General features: G+C 65.3%; 15 protein-coding genes. 12 read left to right on the top strand and 3 right to left on the bottom strand.

The features are described from left to right. Positions 1-8 precede the first annotated feature (8 nt). Together G6N35_RS01050 and G6N35_RS01045 are read right to left on the bottom strand one after the other, a co-directional pair. Positions 9-626 (bottom strand): TetR family transcriptional regulator, encoded by a 618-nt coding sequence (locus tag G6N35_RS01050; protein ID WP_163802449.1) that lies wholly within the window; start codon positions 624-626, stop codon positions 9-11. Between the two features lie 64 nt (positions 627-690). Further along, complete coding sequence (locus tag G6N35_RS01045) at positions 691-2,226, bottom strand: aldehyde dehydrogenase family protein (RefSeq protein ID WP_163802447.1); 1,536 nt, start codon at positions 2,224-2,226, stop codon at positions 691-693. A gap of 170 nt (positions 2,227-2,396) precedes the next feature. On the opposite strand from G6N35_RS01045, the gene G6N35_RS01040 reads away from it, so the two are divergent. The 8 genes from G6N35_RS01040 (at position 2,397) to G6N35_RS01005 (ending at position 10,357) form a co-directional block, all read left to right on the top strand. Next, positions 2,397-2,597 (top strand): ferredoxin, encoded by a 201-nt coding sequence (locus G6N35_RS01040; RefSeq protein ID WP_163802445.1) that lies wholly within the window; start codon positions 2,397-2,399, stop codon positions 2,595-2,597. A gap of 132 nt (positions 2,598-2,729) precedes the next feature. Next, positions 2,730-3,596 carry an SDR family NAD(P)-dependent oxidoreductase gene (locus G6N35_RS01035; protein ID WP_163802443.1) on the top strand — a complete coding sequence of 289 codons (867 nt, stop codon included), beginning with the start codon at positions 2,730-2,732 and terminating at the stop codon, positions 3,594-3,596. A gap of 10 nt (positions 3,597-3,606) precedes the next feature. Further along, positions 3,607-4,836 carry a cytochrome P450 gene (locus G6N35_RS01030; protein WP_163802441.1) on the top strand — a complete coding sequence of 410 codons (1,230 nt, stop codon included), beginning with the start codon at positions 3,607-3,609 and terminating at the stop codon, positions 4,834-4,836. Positions 4,837-4,843: 7 nt separating this feature from the next. Then, positions 4,844-6,022, top strand: coding sequence for an aromatic ring-hydroxylating oxygenase subunit alpha (locus G6N35_RS01025; RefSeq protein ID WP_163802439.1), 1,179 nt, complete (start codon positions 4,844-4,846; stop codon positions 6,020-6,022). Between the two features lie 7 nt (positions 6,023-6,029). Further along, positions 6,030-6,890, top strand: a complete 861-nt coding sequence (locus tag G6N35_RS01020; protein WP_163802438.1) for a hypothetical protein — start codon at positions 6,030-6,032, stop codon at positions 6,888-6,890. Next, positions 6,887-7,636, top strand: a complete 750-nt coding sequence (locus tag G6N35_RS01015; protein WP_246224160.1) for a Zn-ribbon domain-containing OB-fold protein — start codon at positions 6,887-6,889, stop codon at positions 7,634-7,636. Before G6N35_RS01020 ends, G6N35_RS01015 begins: the two co-directional genes overlap by 4 nt. After that, a complete protein-coding gene (locus G6N35_RS01010) occupies positions 7,633-8,799 on the top strand; it encodes a thiolase C-terminal domain-containing protein (protein WP_163802436.1) in 1,167 nt (388 codons plus the stop codon). The genes G6N35_RS01015 and G6N35_RS01010 overlap by 4 nt, the downstream gene beginning before the upstream one ends. 34 nt (positions 8,800-8,833) lie before the next feature. Beyond that, positions 8,834-10,357, top strand: coding sequence for a class I adenylate-forming enzyme family protein (locus G6N35_RS01005; protein ID WP_163802435.1), 1,524 nt, complete (start codon positions 8,834-8,836; stop codon positions 10,355-10,357). Between the two features lies 1 nt (position 10,358). Here the strand turns inward: G6N35_RS01005 and G6N35_RS01000 are convergent, their stop codons facing one another. After that, positions 10,359-11,786, bottom strand: coding sequence for an aldehyde dehydrogenase (locus tag G6N35_RS01000; RefSeq protein ID WP_163802432.1), 1,428 nt, complete (start codon positions 11,784-11,786; stop codon positions 10,359-10,361). Between the two features lie 456 nt (positions 11,787-12,242). On the opposite strand from G6N35_RS01000, the gene G6N35_RS27565 reads away from it, so the two are divergent. From G6N35_RS27565 to G6N35_RS00985, 4 genes are read left to right on the top strand one after another with little or no spacing between them, the layout of a single operon-like run. After that, positions 12,243-12,365 (top strand): hypothetical protein, encoded by a 123-nt coding sequence (locus G6N35_RS27565; protein ID WP_281356950.1) that lies wholly within the window; start codon positions 12,243-12,245, stop codon positions 12,363-12,365. A 53-nt stretch (positions 12,366-12,418) separates the two neighbouring features. Further along, on the top strand, positions 12,419-13,129 hold the full coding sequence (locus tag G6N35_RS00995; RefSeq protein WP_163807389.1) for an MlaE family ABC transporter permease: 711 nt from the start codon (positions 12,419-12,421) through the stop codon (positions 13,127-13,129). A gap of 13 nt (positions 13,130-13,142) precedes the next feature. Continuing rightward, positions 13,143-13,997, top strand: coding sequence for an MlaE family ABC transporter permease (locus G6N35_RS00990; RefSeq protein WP_163802430.1), 855 nt, complete (start codon positions 13,143-13,145; stop codon positions 13,995-13,997). Positions 13,998-13,999: 2 nt separating this feature from the next. Continuing rightward, positions 14,000-15,382: an MCE family protein gene (locus G6N35_RS00985; protein WP_163802428.1), complete on the top strand. Its 1,383-nt coding sequence runs from the start codon at positions 14,000-14,002 to the stop codon at positions 15,380-15,382. Positions 15,383-15,388: the final 6 nt, after the last annotated feature.

Genomic DNA, 15,388 nt, shown 5'->3' with positions numbered 1-15,388 from the left:
TGAACGCCTCAGCCGTGCACGACTCCGTAGAGGAAGCTGCGGATCCGCTCGGCGAAGAGTTCCTTGGCGCTGAGCTCGTTGGCCGCCAGCGCCTTGGTGAGGTGCGGATGCTCGACCGGATCGGCAGCCGAGAAGGCGGCCTGCCGGCCCCTCGGCCCGCGCACAGCCTCGACCAGGACCGCACCGATGCACAGCGTCTCGATACCGTCGAGGATCTCGACATGAAGCTCCACCGGAACTCCGGCGTCGCTGAGGAACTGGGCGGCGTCCTCGAAGCTGCCGATCAGCGTCTCCCGGGGGAGATACTCGACCAGGATCGGCGCGGCGTTGCGGTGCCGCAGAACAGACTGCCGGAAGTTCAGTCCCAGCGTGACGAAGTACTCCGGCCAGTCCGCCCCCGGCGCGCGGCGCGGCTTGGTGACCGACTTGCCGCCGATATAGCGCGCAATCGCGTTGAGGATCTCGGTCTTGTCGGCGAAATGGTGGTACAGCGAAGGCGCCTGAACACCCATGTGTTTGGCCAGCCGGGGCAAACTGAAGGCGTCCAAACCCTGGCTGTCGATGATCTCGATGGAGGCTTGAACCGCTGCCGCGCGGCTGATCAGCGGCTTGGATGGTCGCGCCATGATCAGCTCACCAAGCCCGCCCGCGCCATCGGGTCAGTATAGGTGCGGGACGACCGCAACTGAGTCATCGTCCCGGCCGGCCCAGACGACGTCGCCAGTCGTGCGCACCCAGCATTCGGGCGGCTTTGGCGATCAGCCGAGACTTGACCGGCCCCACCGGATACCACAGCGGTTCGGACTTCAGCGCGAAACGTTCCTCCACCACCGACTGCTCGCGGCAGTACTTCAGCACCCCGCGCGCTCCACCGAAACGGGTGCCCACGCCGGAGTTCTTCCAACCCCCCATCGGGATGGGGAGCTGGAAAGTGGCAACCAGAGCATTGTTGACCGAGACCGATCCCGCCTCGATACGGCGGGCCAATCGCTGCGCCTTGCGTGGATCACGGGTCCACACACTCGAACTCAATCCATACTCGCTGTCGTTGGCGAGGGCGATCGCCTCGTCCTCGTCTCTGACCGCCATGATGGCCACGGTGGGGCCGAACGTCTCTTCACGCATACACGCCATCGAGTGATCGACATCGACCAGCACCGTGGGTTCGAAGAATCTGCCACCTGGCTTCATGGAGCCGCCCAACAGCAGTCGTGCACCTTTGGCCACCGCGTCATCGACCTGGCGCTGCACGATGTCAGCCTGGCTCGCCGTCACCATGGCACCGATGTCGCAGCTGAAACTGCCCGGAGCGTCCATGCCTTGACGCAGGCCGGCGGCCTTCTCCGTCACCAACGACACGAATGTGTCATAGACAGGCGCCTCGACATACACCCGCTCCACGCTGATACACGCCTGGCCGGCGTTGGTCATCGACCCCCAGACGGCGGCACTCGATGCTCGTTCCAGATCGGCGTCGGCGAGCACGATCATCGGATCCTTGCCGCCGAGTTCGAGGCTGCAGGGGATCAGCCGTTCGGCACAGCGCACCGCGATGGCCCGGCCGGTGCGCACCGATCCGGTGAACATGACCATGTCGGCGTTGTCGACTACCGCGGCGCCGGCAGCCGCTGCCCCGGTGACACACGCCAGAACCGGTGGCGCCTCGACCTCATCCCGCCAGCCGCGCGTCACCTCGGCCCACGTCAGCGGTGTCACCTCAGACGGCTTGGAGACGACCGCTGCTCCGGCGACGAGCGCTCCGACGACGTCCATCATCGGGCCCCCGAGTGGACCGTTCCATGGAGTGATCAGACCGACAAGTGGATAGGGCCGCACCTGGACCCTCAGCCGGCGTACGGAGTTGGCGATACCGGCGGGTTTGACCACCCGGTCGGCCAGGAACTTTTCGGCGTTCTTGGCGAAGTAGTTGATGACATCGATGGCTACCGCCATCTCCATCGATGCGTCCGCCCAAGACTTTCCGGTCTCGGACTGCACCATCTCCAACAGCCGCTGTTCATTGTCGAGCAGCCAGTCCAGCCACCGCAGCAGCCATGTCGCGCGGCCGGCCGGCCCCATCTCCTCCCAGGCCGGTTGAGCACTGCGCAACTGTGTACACACGTCGCCGATCGCCGCCGCGCCCATGTCAGTAACCGTGCCGACCAGGCGCCCGTCGCCGGGGCAGTACACGTTGATGCCGGTTGGCGTATCGATGCTCGCCGTCATGGCCACCACCTCGTTGATTCAGACCCGCGGACCGTTACCCAGCGACTCTATTACCTACATCGATAAGTTTTGTAGCACTTCGCCATCACCGGATCCGGACACCGTCGTCAACCCCGCTTGAAACCTAATTTCTGTAGGTTTATATTCGCTGTCAACAAGGGAGAGAAGGCATGAGAATCAGCCTGGAATCAGCCAAGTGCAACGGCCACGCACTGTGCCACGCCGCGGCTCCGGACCTGTTCCCGATCGACGACGAGGGTTACTGCACCCTCGAAGCGCACACCGTGGCGCCGGGCGACGAAGAACTCGCCCGAGCCGGCGCGGCGGCTTGCCCCGAGGCTGCCCTGTTCATCTCGGGGACCGATGATTGACGCACTAAACCTATAGGCGTAAGGTTTCTGGGACGGGGTGTCCCAGATCACACCGCCGGACCCAATCCAATCGCGACGGGCGTCGACTCGGCAGAGCGCGACACCGGTCATCCATGAGGAGCAGACCAGGGCATGAGACTCGAAGGCAAAGTCGCCGTCATCACCGGAGCCGGTTCAGGCCTGGGACGGCAGTGCGCACAACTGTTCACCGCCGAAGGCGCCAAGGTGGCCATCATCGATATCGACGGCGACCGCGCTGAGCAGACTCTCAAGTTGGTCTCGGAGGACGGCGGCGACGCCATCGCGATCACCGCCGACGTATCGGACAAGGCGCAGATCACCGACGCCGTCAACCAGGCCGCCGCCCACTACGGCAAGCTCGACATCGTCTGGGCCAACGCAGGCATCGTGTCCCGCGGCGGCGCGGCCGCGCTCGGACTCGAAGAGGAAGTCCTCTTCGAGGACATGACCGAGGATGACTGGAACGCGGTCCTCGGGGTCAACCTCAGTGGGGTCATCTACACGGCACAGGCCGCGGTCCCCCATCTGAAAGCCAACGGTGGCGGCACCATTCTGGCCACCTCCTCAGCAGCATCGCTGGCCGCCTACCCGAACATCCCCATGTACTGCGCCACCAAGGCCGGAGTCAACGGACTGGTGCGCGCCCTGAGCCTGGATCTCGGACGGTATGGGATCCGGGTGAACGCGATCGCCCCGACCCACGGCATGTCCCCCAACTTCCTGTTGCCGCCGGGCTCTCCGGTGGTCGGAATGTCCTACGAGGAGTCCGCCGGTGAGTGGAACCCGACAGTCTCGCCCATCCCGCTCAAGCTCAAGCGGCCGCCGTCGCTCGCCGACAACGCGAAGGTGGCACTGTTCCTGGTCTCCGACGACTCGGCGTACATGTCAGGGGTGACCCTGGGCTCCACCGATGGCGGCACCCTGTCCCGGGTCGGCATGTGGTTCCCGCAGGACCTCAACCCCGAACCGATCGCCTGAGGAGCCCTGGATGACGACGACCGAGAAAGTCCCAGCCCACCTCGTCACCGAATTCGACGTGTACGACCCTGCACTGGCCGAGCCGGTCGACGTCATGCAGGAGAAGATGGCCGAACTCGCAGCCATCGGGCCGGTGGTGTACTCGACTGCGCACGGCGGGCACTGGATCATCACCCGCTACAAGGAAATCCACGATGTCCTGACCGACACGGACACCTTCTCCAGCTATCCGAACAATCTGGTCACACCGGCCGACTTCGGCAAATTCATCCCGCTGGAACTCGACCCACCAGAGCACACCGCCTACCGCCACGCCCTGCAGCCGCTGTTCAGCCCACAGCGGATGAAGCGGCTGGGCGACGAGATCCGCGACGTGGTCAACGAGTTGATCGACGGCTTCGCCGCCAAAGGCCATGCCGAGTTCGTCGAGGAGTTCGCCCATGAGCTGCCCGCCAGAGTCTTTCTGGCACTGATGGATTGGCCCCTCTCCGACGCGCCGATGTTCACCGAGGCCACCGACACAGTGCTGTTCGGCAAGCCGGGTGGCACCAAGGAGGAGTCCGACCAGGCCATCATGATGGCGGCGATGACGATCGCCGGCTACTTCAGCACGATCATCGCCGATCGCCGGGCCAATCCCGGCGACGATGCCACCTCGAAGCTGATCCACACCGAGGTTGAACTTCCCGACGGTACCCGGCTGCTCACCGACGAAGAACTGTTCCGGATGTTCTTCCTGCTGCTCATGGGTGGCCTGCACACCGTTCAGGGATCCCTGGCCTGGTCGATCGTGCATTTCGTCAACAACCCCGACCAACGGCAGGCGGTCATCGACGATCCGGCGCTGATTCCCAAGGCGGTCGAGGAGATTCTGCGCATCGAGGCCGCTGTGACAGCCGGCCGTCGCGTCACCCGCGACACCGAACTGGCCGGGGTCAAGCTGTCCGAGGATGATCAGCTGATCGTGCTGCTGTGTACCGCGAACCGGGACCCAGACTACTTCGACTCCCCCGCCACCTTCGATGTCGAGCGCAGCCCCAACCGGCATCTGTCCTTCGGCTCCGGACCACACCGCTGTCTGGGGTCCCACCTCGGCCGCATCGAGCTGACCGTAGCGCTGGAGGAATTGCACCGCCGCATCCCCGACTACCGGCTCGTCGACGCCGACCCGCCGGTCTTCCACTCCACCCAGGTGCGCGGATGCCGCCGGATGCCGATCACCTTCACCCCCGAGAAGTGAGGCCGCGATGACCACGTCACTGCCCCGCCAGGACCGTATCCGCCGGGCGATCGAACTGCTGCGCCATGACACCACCGACAAGTTCGACGACGTCGTCGGATTCACCGCACAGGAGTTCATCGACCCGGTGCTGGCCCAGGAGGAGCGCGACTACGTCTTCGGGCAGGTGCCGTCGATCGTGGCGCATGGTTCGGAGATCGCCAAACCGTACGACTTCCTCACCGTCACGATGCCCCGTAACAACGTCCTGGTGGTACGCCAGAAGGACGGCAGCGTCAAAGCTTTCGTGAATCTGTGCCGGCACCGTGGAGCGCTGCTGGAACAGAACGAGAAGGGCCGTTGCCGGTTCTTCTCCTGTGCTTACCATCGGTGGTCGTATGACCCCGACGGGTCGCTGCGGATGATCACCCGGGACAACACCTTCGGCGACATCGACCGCAGCGCTCAGGGTCTGGTGGAGCTGCCGTGCGAGGAGCGGCACGGTTTCATCTGGATTATCGACAACGCACACGCATCGATCAACGTCGCCGAATGGCTGGGCCCGGAGATGGACACCATCCTGGCCGGCTACCACCTCGACGAGCTGACATGTTTCCGCGCCGCCGGTTTCGACGAGCCGACGAACTGGAAGATCATGCAGGACGCGTTCCTGGACGGCTACCACATCCAGTACGCGCATCCAAACTCCGCGGGAAAGATCATTCATACCAATGTGATGGCCTTCGAGGACTTCGGGCGGCATTGCCGGTTCATCGCCCCGCGCAAGTCGATCGACCGCTGGCTGGAAGAGGATCCCGGCGACCAGCCACTGGACCCCTACGTCACCGAGACCCACTTCCTGCTGCCGAACAGCACCCTGCTGCGTCAACCGGATCACTTCCAGCTGTTGACGTTCCGGCCGCATCCGACCGACCCCACCCGATCGCGGATGGAGCAGCGATTGATGGTGCCTCCGGTGGAAGCCTCCGGCCTCGAGCAGTCGCACTGGGAGCACCGATGGGACAAGAACTGGCAGATCCTGCTGACCGTCCTGCACAACGAGGACTTTCCCCTGCTTCGCGATTCCCAGCAGGGCATGGGAAGTGCCGATGCCGGCGGAATGCTGTTGGGTCGCAACGAGGTCGCCAATCAGGTGTTCCACCGGGAGATCAGGAAGCTGCTCGCGCAGGGCCGCGCCGCCACATGACCAACCGATGATCAAGTACGAGTGGCGAACCGAACTCAGTGCCGCCGAGGCCGACGAACTGCGCGATGTCCTGCAGCGGGCATCGGAGTACGACGCCGAACCCGGTTACAGCACCATCGATTTCGCGTCGGTAGCGCAATCCATGGCGGAGCAGGACTCGAAGGACTGCCATCTGGTCATCTGGATGCTCCCGCACGCGACGGCGCTCGCCGAACCAGACGAGCCTGAGCGCATTGCTGGCCTGGTCCGCCTGCAGCACACCGGGAGTGGATGCGCCGACGGCACCGCGGTGATCGATCCGAGACTGCGCTCGATCGGCATCATGACGCTGCTGACCGAACAACTCGGCCTGGACACCACCGGTCCGACCGGCTGGGTCGGCACCGGAGCCCACACCATCTCGTGCTGGGCCCGCGGCAACCACCCAGCCGCGGGACGGTTGAGCAACCGGTTCCTCGTCCCGCGAACACGCCAGGTCTGGCAACTGATCCGCGGCACGGATCCGGATCCGGAGCTTGCCGGCGCCCCCGTTCTCGAGCCGGCAGCCGCCACTGGTGCGGGAACCAGCTGGACGCTGCGGGAAGCGGGGCGGGCATTGGGCACGGCAACACTGAGCAGCGTCACCTTCGACTCCGAGGAATTCGGCGTGTGCAGTGTCATCAGCGATATCGAGTTCTCGCCGTCGGCGCCCGCCGGGGCATTGCGACGACTGCTCTACGGCATCAGCGTCATCGCCCACGAAGCGGGCCGAACCGGGGTCGTGGTCAACGTCGATTCCAATGACCCCGCCCTGGTCAACGCCGCCCGGCTGGCCGGCTTCCACCACGACCGCACCGATGTGCGTTACCAACTCGGAGGTACCCCGTGAGCGTGACGCTCGCACCCGACGATCTCGTCGCCACCGTCGAGGCCCACGGTAAGGCCGTCGCCGCTGCCGACAACAAGACCGTGCTGGCCGACTTCATGCCGGATCGGATCGGCCAGCTGATCGCGTCCGCAGACGTTCCGCGGACCCTCAAGGGTTCACACGTGCAGAGCATCACCGCCGTCGAAGAAGGCAGCTACGACGCGGTCATCCGTTACCTCAGGGCCGACGACAGCTGGTTCGAACTGCGCAGCCGCTGGGTGCGATTCGGCGACGGCACCTGGCGCGTCCTATCGGTGCGCAACATCCCGGACACTCCGCCGTGGATCGACCTGACCGGACCCTCCCTCGACGGCCTCGATACCCCACACTGGGACGGGCTGCGTGCGGGAAGGCTTGTGCTGCAACAGTGCGGTGACTGCTCGACCTGGATCTGGTCGCCCCGGCCCATCTGCCCGCACTGCCATTCCTTCGCCATCTCCTGGCATGATGTCGACCCCGTCGGCACCGTCTACTCCTGGACCCGCACCTGGCAACCGTTCTCGCCGCAGAGCACCGGGCACCTGCCCTACGTCGTGGTGCTCGTCGAGCTACCCGCGGCGGGCCTGCGGCGAGTCGTCGGTGTGCTGGCCGACGCCGACGGAGTGACGCCGCGCATCGGTGCCACGGTACGCGGACGGATCGAACAGCCACCGGACGGCGATCACTGGCCACTGATCCGCTGGCATCTCGAGGAGGACGCCCGATGAGCGGCTTTCGCGGCGCGACCGCAGTGGTCGGAGTCGGCGCCACCGATTACTACAAGCGTGGCACCAGCCCGTTCTCCTCGGCCCAACTGGTGTTGCAGGCCATCCTGGCAGCGTGCCGGGACGCCGGTGCCGACCCACGCAGGATCGACGGGTTCGTCTCCTACGCCGGTGATTCCAGTGAGGGGCTGGCCATCGGCGCGGCACTGGGAGTTCACGAGGTCCGCTGGTCGACCCAGATCTGGGGCGGTGGCGGCGGCGCGGTGGCCGCGGCAGTGAACTGTGCTGCCGCGGCGGTCCACAGCGGGCAAGCCGAGTGCGTGGTCGTCTACCGCGGCCTCAGCGAAGCGACCGACGGCCGAGGCGCCTTCACCAAGGGGCACATGGGCCACCTCTACACCGCGCACGGCATGCTGGCACCGCCACAGGTCTGCGCGTTGCGCACCCAGCGGATGCTGGAAATCGACGGTGTCCCGGCCTCCGCGTTGGAGGCGGTGTCGATGGCCGGCTACCACCACGCCCAGAACAATCCCCGGGCCGTCGCCTACGGCCGGCCGCTGGACCACGACCGCTACGCCCGGTCCCGGCCCATCTCCGAACCGCTGCGCCTGTTCGACTGCTCCCGGGAAAATGACGGTGCCACAGCCATTCTCGTGGTGGCTGCCGACCGGGTGGGCGACTATCGCGGCCGTCCGGCCTACATCCTGTCCGGGGTGCAGGGAGCGGCAGCAGGCTGGACCGAATCGGTCGAGAACGAGGACCGCTACACCAGCGCCGGCTTCCATCCTGCCCTGGTCGAACGACTCTGGCAGGGAGCGGGCATCACAGCCCAGGATGTGGACGTGACCCAGGTGTACGAGAACTTCACCGGACCGGCAGTCGCCTCGATGATCGACCACGGACTCTGCCCGCCGGGCCCGGCGGCCGGGGACTTCCTGACGCTGCAGAATCTGACCGTCGAAAGCGGGGATCTGCCGATCAACACCGCCGGCGGCAATATCGCCGAAGGCTTCGTGCACGGTATCGGGCTGGTGGCAGAGGCGGTCCGCCAGATCAGGGGTGGATCACCCAATCCCGTTCCCAACGCCGAGATTTCCCTGCTGATCGGCGGCCCCATGGCACCATTGGTCAGTTCGACTGTCTTCGGCGCCGCTGCCACAGTGTGACCGCGACAAGCGACATCACGTATCGAGGAGAACGATGGCGACGACAGTAGCTTCGGCACTGCGGTGGTGGGCCCGGACTCAGGGCGAGCGCAATGCACTCGTCGTCGGCGAGGACCAGCTCAGCTATCGGGAACTGCAAGAGTGGACGAGTCGGCTGGCCCGCCGGCTCGCCGACGACGGAGTCAAACCCGGGATGCGAGTCGGTCTGCTGGCACCGAACTCGCTGCAGTGGCCGGTGGCCGCACTGGCGATCATGAAGGCCGGCGCGGTTCTGGTCCCGCTCAACTCACGGCTGAAGCCGGCCGAGATCCGCAAGATCGCCGACGACGCCGAACTCACCGTGATCATCGCCGCGGAAGCACACCTGGCCGACGCCCAGGAGGCCGGATCAGCCGGACGCGAATTCGCGGTGTGGGACCTGGACATCGCCGGGGACGTCCGGGCCGGTGCGGCCGACGACTTCGCCGTCGAGCCGGGTCTGGCCGACCCCATCGCGATCATCTTCACCAGCGGCTCGACCGGCCTGTCCAAGGGCGTGATCCTGACCAGTCAGACCCTGATGGGCATGGTGCTGGAGAACACGCTCACCGAAGAGGGATTCCGACCCGGTACCGTCACGCTGCTCGTGCTGCCGCTGGCGTTCACGCCCGGACTGGTCTACGGCGTACTGATCACCACGGTGCTCGGTGGCACGCTGGTGGTCGAACCTGAACTCAACCCGGCACGTGCGGTCACCATGATCGAAAAGCATTCGGTACGAGCATTATTCGGTGTTCCGCTGGTCTTCGAGGCGCTGTCCCGGACCGAGGAGTTCGCCAGCGCCGACCTCAGCTCACTGCAGACCGCCATCGTCGGCGGGGCGGCGGTGCCGCCGGACCTGTTGCGCCGCTGGGCCGAGAAGGGCGTGCTGCTCCGCCAGATCTACGGGATGACCGAGGCCGGCGGCGTGGCGACCGCGACCATCAAGTCCGAGGCCCTCGAACACCCGGATTCGTGCGGTAGCGGTTCGATCTTCACCGAGGTGCGGGTGATGGCCGCCGGCGGGTCACTGGCCCCGCCCGGAGAGCCCGGTGAACTGGTGGTTCGAGGTCCGGGGGTGACTCCCGGCTACTGGAACGATCCGCAGACCACCGCCACCGCATTCCGGGACGGCTGGCTGCACAGTGGGGATCTGGGTGTCGCTGACGACGCGGGGCGGCTGCGGTTCCTGGACCGGATGAAGGAGCTCATCATCTCCGGCGGGATCAACATCTCCCCTGTCGAGTTGGAGTCGACGATCGCGGCGTTGCCCGGGGTTGCCGAGGTCGCGGTGATCGCAGTGACCGACGAGCGCTTCGGTGAGACGCCCGCCGCGATCATCACGGTCGCCGACGGCTCAGATCTCGACGAGCCCGCGGTGATCGCGCACTGCGAGAACCTGTTGTCGGACTACAAGATTCCGCGCTACGTGGTGCTGTTGTCCGATCCGCTGCCCCGGCTGCCCAGCGGAAAGCTGGACAAGAACGCCATCCGCTCGGCCTATCGGGACATTCCCGATCGCTTCAGCAAGGTGCGGTAGATCAGAACCGGTAGATCGACTTGGTGACCTCGTAGGCGGCCAAGCCCTCGGGACCGAGTTCGCGACCGATGCCGCTGTCCTTGACCCCACCGAAGGGCGAGCGCATATCCAGTTCGTAGCCGTTGACCCCGATCGATCCGGTCCGGATCCGACGGGCGATGTCGGTGGCGCGCTCGACGTCCGTCGACCACACCGTCCCCGCCAGGCCGAACGCGCTGCCATTGGCGATCGCGACGGCATTATCGTCATCGTCGTACGGCGTGATGGTCAGTACCGGTCCGAAGATCTCCTCCTGGGCGATCCGGTCGGCGTTATCCACATCGGCGAACACGGTGGGCTGCACGAACCATCCACTGGGCTGGTCGTCGGGTACTCCCCCGCCTGCGACAAGCTTGGCGCCGGAATTGCGACCGATAGCGATGTAGTCGAGCACCCGTTCACGCTGACGCTCACTGACCAGCGGGCCGATGTCGGTGGCCTCGTCGAGCGGATCACCGACGGTCAGGCTGCTGGCCAGATCCGCGATGGCGTCGACGAACTCGGGATATCGGAACCGCGGAACCAAGATCCGCGAGCTCAGGTGACAGGTCTGGCCGTTGTTGACAAACGACGCCGACCGTAGACCGTTGACCGTGTCGGTCAGATCGGCGTCATCGAGGATGATCGCGGCCGACTTTCCCCCCAGCTCAAGCGTGACCGGCCGGATCAATCGGCCGCACGTCTCGCCGATCGCCCGGCCCGCCGCGGTCGAGCCGGTGAATGCCACCTTGTCGACGCCCGGGTGGCCGACCAGGTGGGCGCCGGCGGCCGCACCGCCCGGAACGATGTTGAGCACGCCGGCGGGCAATCCCACTTCGGCGGCGGCATATGCGAACGCCAACGCGTCCAGGCTGGTTTCGGGCGCGGCCTTGAGGATGACCGAACAGCCGGCCGCCAGGGCCGGGGCGATCTTCATGACCGCGAGGGCCTGGGGATAGTTCCACGGGGTGATGGCGGCGACGACGCCGACGGGCTCGCGACGGACCAACGTATGGCCCGCCAGGGCCGGCCTGACCTCCTCGGGCGAGAAACCCTCGACCAGTCCCGCGTAGTAGCGGACCAGAGCCGCCGGGAAGATCCCGTTGACCAGTCGCGAGAGCGTGATCGGCATGCCGTTCTCGCGGGTGACCAGGGTGGCCGTCTGGGCTGATCGCTCGCGCAGTGCAGCGCTGAAGCGCTTGAGAACGGCGGCGCGCTCAGCTGGTGGGCAGCTGCGCCACTGCAGTGCCGGCGCCGACCGCGCGGCGGCCACCGCGTCGTCGATGTCGGTCTCGGTAGCGCACGGGCCTTCGCCGAGCGGACGCCCCGTGGCCGGCTCGATGACGGTGGTGAACTCCACGGGCCGCCAAAAGCTGCCGCCGATGTAGATCTCCGGTTGGACGGTAGTCATGATCTCCTCACGGCGTGGCCATCACCAGACAGTCGACAGCTGCCGTGTGTGCTCCTGCTAGGCAAATCCGGTGTCAGATCCGGACGCCGGCAGTGCACCCAAGCTCTTTGCCAGACAGCGATATAGAAGCATGACCAAGTGCTATCGACAGACTGCTAAACCTTATCTCTATAGATTAATCCACGTCAAAGAGGGAGGCTTCGATTGGGCCCTGGCCGCATACACCCGGCCGAGGCACAACCGGCGACGAAGCATCCGATCGGAGGAGAAGTCGCCGACCTGATCGACGTCCCGGAGAGTCGGGATCGTCAGCGCAGACAGGTAGCTGACGATCTCGACAGATGCCCACTCCAATGGCCTTGAACTGCACAAACCGGGCAGCTAGCCCATAAGGGGTACAAAATAGCCCCCATCGAGGAGCAGCAGTCGCAGCAAAGGTCACGATACGGTTCCGCAATGTACCCGGACGCCAACGCAGACCCCGGGCAGCTGACCATTCCGGCGCTGCAGTCGGTCTCGTGCCAGACCCATCAGGGCACCGCCAGCAACCCTGACAAGCCGTCGGGCGCCCCGCAGTGACCGCTAGCAACACATTCGCCAAGCCAGTACGTGCCTTCGGCGGGTTCATCGGCATGTCCCTGGACACGCTCGTATTGATGTTCCGGCCGCCGTTCGCCTGGCAGGAGTATCTCCTGCAAACCTGGTTCGTCGCACGCGTCTCGGTACTACCCGCCTTGATGTTGACGCTGCCCTACTCCGTCCTGCTGGTGTTCACATTCAACATCCTGCTCGGCGAGTTCGGCGCGGCCGACTTCTCCGGCACCGGGGCAGCGATCGGCACGGTGAACCAGATCGGCCCCATCGTCACCGTCCTCGTGGTCTCCGGGGCAGGGGCGACAGCGATGTGCGCCGATCTCGGCGCCCGCACGATCCGGGAAGAACTGGACGCATTGAAGGTGATGGGTATCAATCCGATCCAGGCGCTCGTCGTCCCCCGAGTCCTCGCGGCGACGACTGTCGCCCTGGCCTTATCGGCGACGGTGATCCTCACCGGTCTGGCAGGTGCCTACATCTTCTGTGTCTACATTCAGCACGTATCCCCTGGCGCGTTCGCGTCCGGAATGACGTTGCTCACCGGATTGGGGGACGTCGTTGTATCTCTCACCAAGGCCACGCTGTTCGGCTTGGCTGCCGGCCTCATTGCCTGTTACAAGGGCGTTTCCGTCGGCGGCGGCCCCGCGGGCGTCGGCAACGCGGTCAACGAGACCGTCGTGTTCACCTTCATGGTGCTGTTCGCGATCAACGTGATCGTGACTGCGGTCGGCATCCAATTCACCGTCTAAGGCAGGCTGTCCGGTGACCATAGGAATTCCAAGCAGACTGCGCCCCAAGCTGACCGCGAGCATCGAGGACCTTGCAGCGGGGTGGAATCGTGTCGGCTCACAAACCCGGTTCTTCGTACGAACTCTCGCCGCCATCCCGGAGGCCGTGACTCGTTACCGCAAGGAGCTGTTGCGCCTGATCGCGCAGATGGGACTCGGCGCCGGCGCACTGGCAGTCGTCGGCGGAACCGTCGCAATCGTGGGCTTCTTGACCATGACCACCGGTGCCCTGGTTGCTGTGCAGGGCTACAACCAGTTGGCCTCAGTCGGTTTCGAAGCGCTGACCGGATTCGCGTCAGCCTTCTTCAACGTCCGCTTGATTGTTCCCGGCACAGTGTCGGTTGCGCTGTCGGCGACCATCGGCGCAGGAGCCACCGCCCAGATCGGCGCCATGCGCATCAACGAGGAAGTCGACGCCCTGGAAGTCATCGGAATCAAATCCGTCACCTATCTCGCGTCAACTCGGGTATTGGCCGGTGTCATTGTCGTGATCCCGCTGTACTGCATCGCGGTGATGATGGCCTTCCTTGCCGCGCGCACCGGAACAGTCGTCATCTACGGGCAAGGATCCGGGGTCTATGACCATTACTTCAACACTTTCCTCAATCCCACCGACGTCATCTGGTCGTTCATGCAGTCGGTAGCGATGACAGTCGTGATCATGCTGGTGCACACCTACTATGGCTATACAGCAAGCGGCGGACCGGCCGGCGTGGGCGAAGCGGTGGGCCGGGCGGTCCGCACATCCATGGTCGTCGCGGCGGTCGAGATCGTGATGATCTCACTGGCCGTCTACGGTCAGTCCGGCAACTTCAATCTGGCTGGCTGACCGTGGAACCCAGACCTGGCGAACAACGCCTGCACGACCGCTGGTGGGCTCTTATTCTGGTCATTGCTATTGGTGTCTTCTTTTTCGTTACCTCAACGGCATTCGCCGGAACCTTCAGGTCCTACGTTCCGGTCACCCTGACCGCGGATCGTTCCGGCCTGGTGATGGAGAACGGCGCGAAGGTCAAGATGCGCGGCGTCCAGGTGGGACGGGTCAGCCAGATCACCGGTGGCGACGGTCCTTCCTCGCTCCGACTCGAGATCGACCCCGACCAGATTCAGTACATTCCGGCCAACGTCGGAGCACAGATCCGGGCCACGACTGCCTTCGGCGCCAAGTTCGTCGACCTGGTGTACCCGACGAACCCCAGCCCCCAACGACTTGCCGCGGGCGCGGTTCTGAAGTCTGACAACGTCACCACAGAGGTCAATACGGTCTTCCAGAACGTCGTCAATTTGCTGAACATGATCGACCCGGCCAAGCTGAATGCCGTCTTGACCGCCGTCGCCGAAGGGGTTCGCGGGATGGGACCTCAAATAGGCCAGGCGACAACCGATCTCGACCAAGTTCTCAAGGCGCTCAATGAGCGTAGCGACACCATTAGGGCCGATTGGCGATCATTCAAGGACTTCAACGACACCTACGCCGCGGCAGCACCCGACATCGTGACAATCCTCAACGCCGGCAGCACCATCAGCGACACCATCGCCAACCAGGCTTCCTCGCTAGACGCGCTGCTGCTCAACACGGTTGGCTTCTCCCACTCGGCACGCGAATTGTTGGAGAGCAGCGAGGATCCGTTGGTGCGCGCAGTCAATCTGCTCGAGCCCACCACGAACCTCCTCTTGAAATACAACCCGGTCTACACCTGCTGGCTGCAGGGGGCGTACTGGACGTTGACCACCGGCGGTGCCTACGACGCGTGGGGTGGCAAGGACGGCAAGTCAGCTAATTTCGACGTCGCTCTCCTACCCGGCAACGACCCCTACCAGTACCCGGACAACCTGCCGATCGTTGCTGCCAAGGGTGGTCCGGGCGGCAAGCCCAGCTGTGGGTCGTTGCCGGACGCAACCAAGAACTTCCCGGTTCGCCAGCTGGTCACAAATACCGGGTGGGGCACAGGACTCGATATCCGGCCCAATCCCGGCCTGGGGCACCCGTGCTGGGGCAACTGGTTCCCCGCCACACGGGCCGTGCCGGAACCGCCCAGCATCCGACAGTGCCTTCCGGGTCCGGCCCCTGGCCCCGATATGGGGCCGGGAATGCCACCTTACGGCGCCGCGTGGTACGGCCCCGGCGGGGTCCCACTATGGCCGGGCGTTCCACCCGCTCCCGCCCCGACGCCGCCACCCGCGCCGCCGGCCGGAACGCCCCCGACACCGTGAACATCG

It is taken from the genome of Mycolicibacterium anyangense (assembly GCF_010731855.1).
Classification (GTDB): domain Bacteria; phylum Actinomycetota; class Actinomycetes; order Mycobacteriales; family Mycobacteriaceae; genus Mycobacterium; species Mycobacterium anyangense.
The sequence above is the reverse complement of the archived record's forward strand: the minus strand, read 5'-3'. Positions and strand labels throughout refer to the sequence as shown.

Excerpts from the sequence above, each read along its gene's own strand:
- G6N35_RS01050 (WP_163802449.1), bottom strand. The coding sequence starts at position 626 with ATGGCGCGACCATCCAAGCCGCTGATCAGCCGCGCGGCAGCGGTTCAA.
- G6N35_RS01020 (WP_163802438.1), top strand. The coding sequence starts at position 6,030 with ATGATCAAGTACGAGTGGCGAACCGAACTCAGTGCCGCCGAGGCCGAC.
- G6N35_RS27565 (WP_281356950.1), top strand. The coding sequence starts at position 12,243 with ATGTACCCGGACGCCAACGCAGACCCCGGGCAGCTGACCATTCCGGCG.
- G6N35_RS01025 (WP_163802439.1), top strand. The coding sequence starts at position 4,844 with ATGACCACGTCACTGCCCCGCCAGGACCGTATCCGCCGGGCGATCGAA.
- G6N35_RS01040 (WP_163802445.1), top strand. The coding sequence starts at position 2,397 with ATGAGAATCAGCCTGGAATCAGCCAAGTGCAACGGCCACGCACTGTGC.
- G6N35_RS01035 (WP_163802443.1), top strand. The coding sequence starts at position 2,730 with ATGAGACTCGAAGGCAAAGTCGCCGTCATCACCGGAGCCGGTTCAGGC.
- G6N35_RS01045 (WP_163802447.1), bottom strand. The coding sequence starts at position 2,226 with ATGACGGCGAGCATCGATACGCCAACCGGCATCAACGTGTACTGCCCC.
- G6N35_RS01010 (WP_163802436.1), top strand. The coding sequence starts at position 7,633 with ATGAGCGGCTTTCGCGGCGCGACCGCAGTGGTCGGAGTCGGCGCCACC.
- G6N35_RS00995 (WP_163807389.1), top strand. The coding sequence starts at position 12,419 with ATGTCCCTGGACACGCTCGTATTGATGTTCCGGCCGCCGTTCGCCTGG.
- G6N35_RS01030 (WP_163802441.1), top strand. The coding sequence starts at position 3,607 with ATGACGACGACCGAGAAAGTCCCAGCCCACCTCGTCACCGAATTCGAC.
- G6N35_RS01000 (WP_163802432.1), bottom strand. The coding sequence starts at position 11,786 with ATGACTACCGTCCAACCGGAGATCTACATCGGCGGCAGCTTTTGGCGG.
- G6N35_RS01005 (WP_163802435.1), top strand. The coding sequence starts at position 8,834 with ATGGCGACGACAGTAGCTTCGGCACTGCGGTGGTGGGCCCGGACTCAG.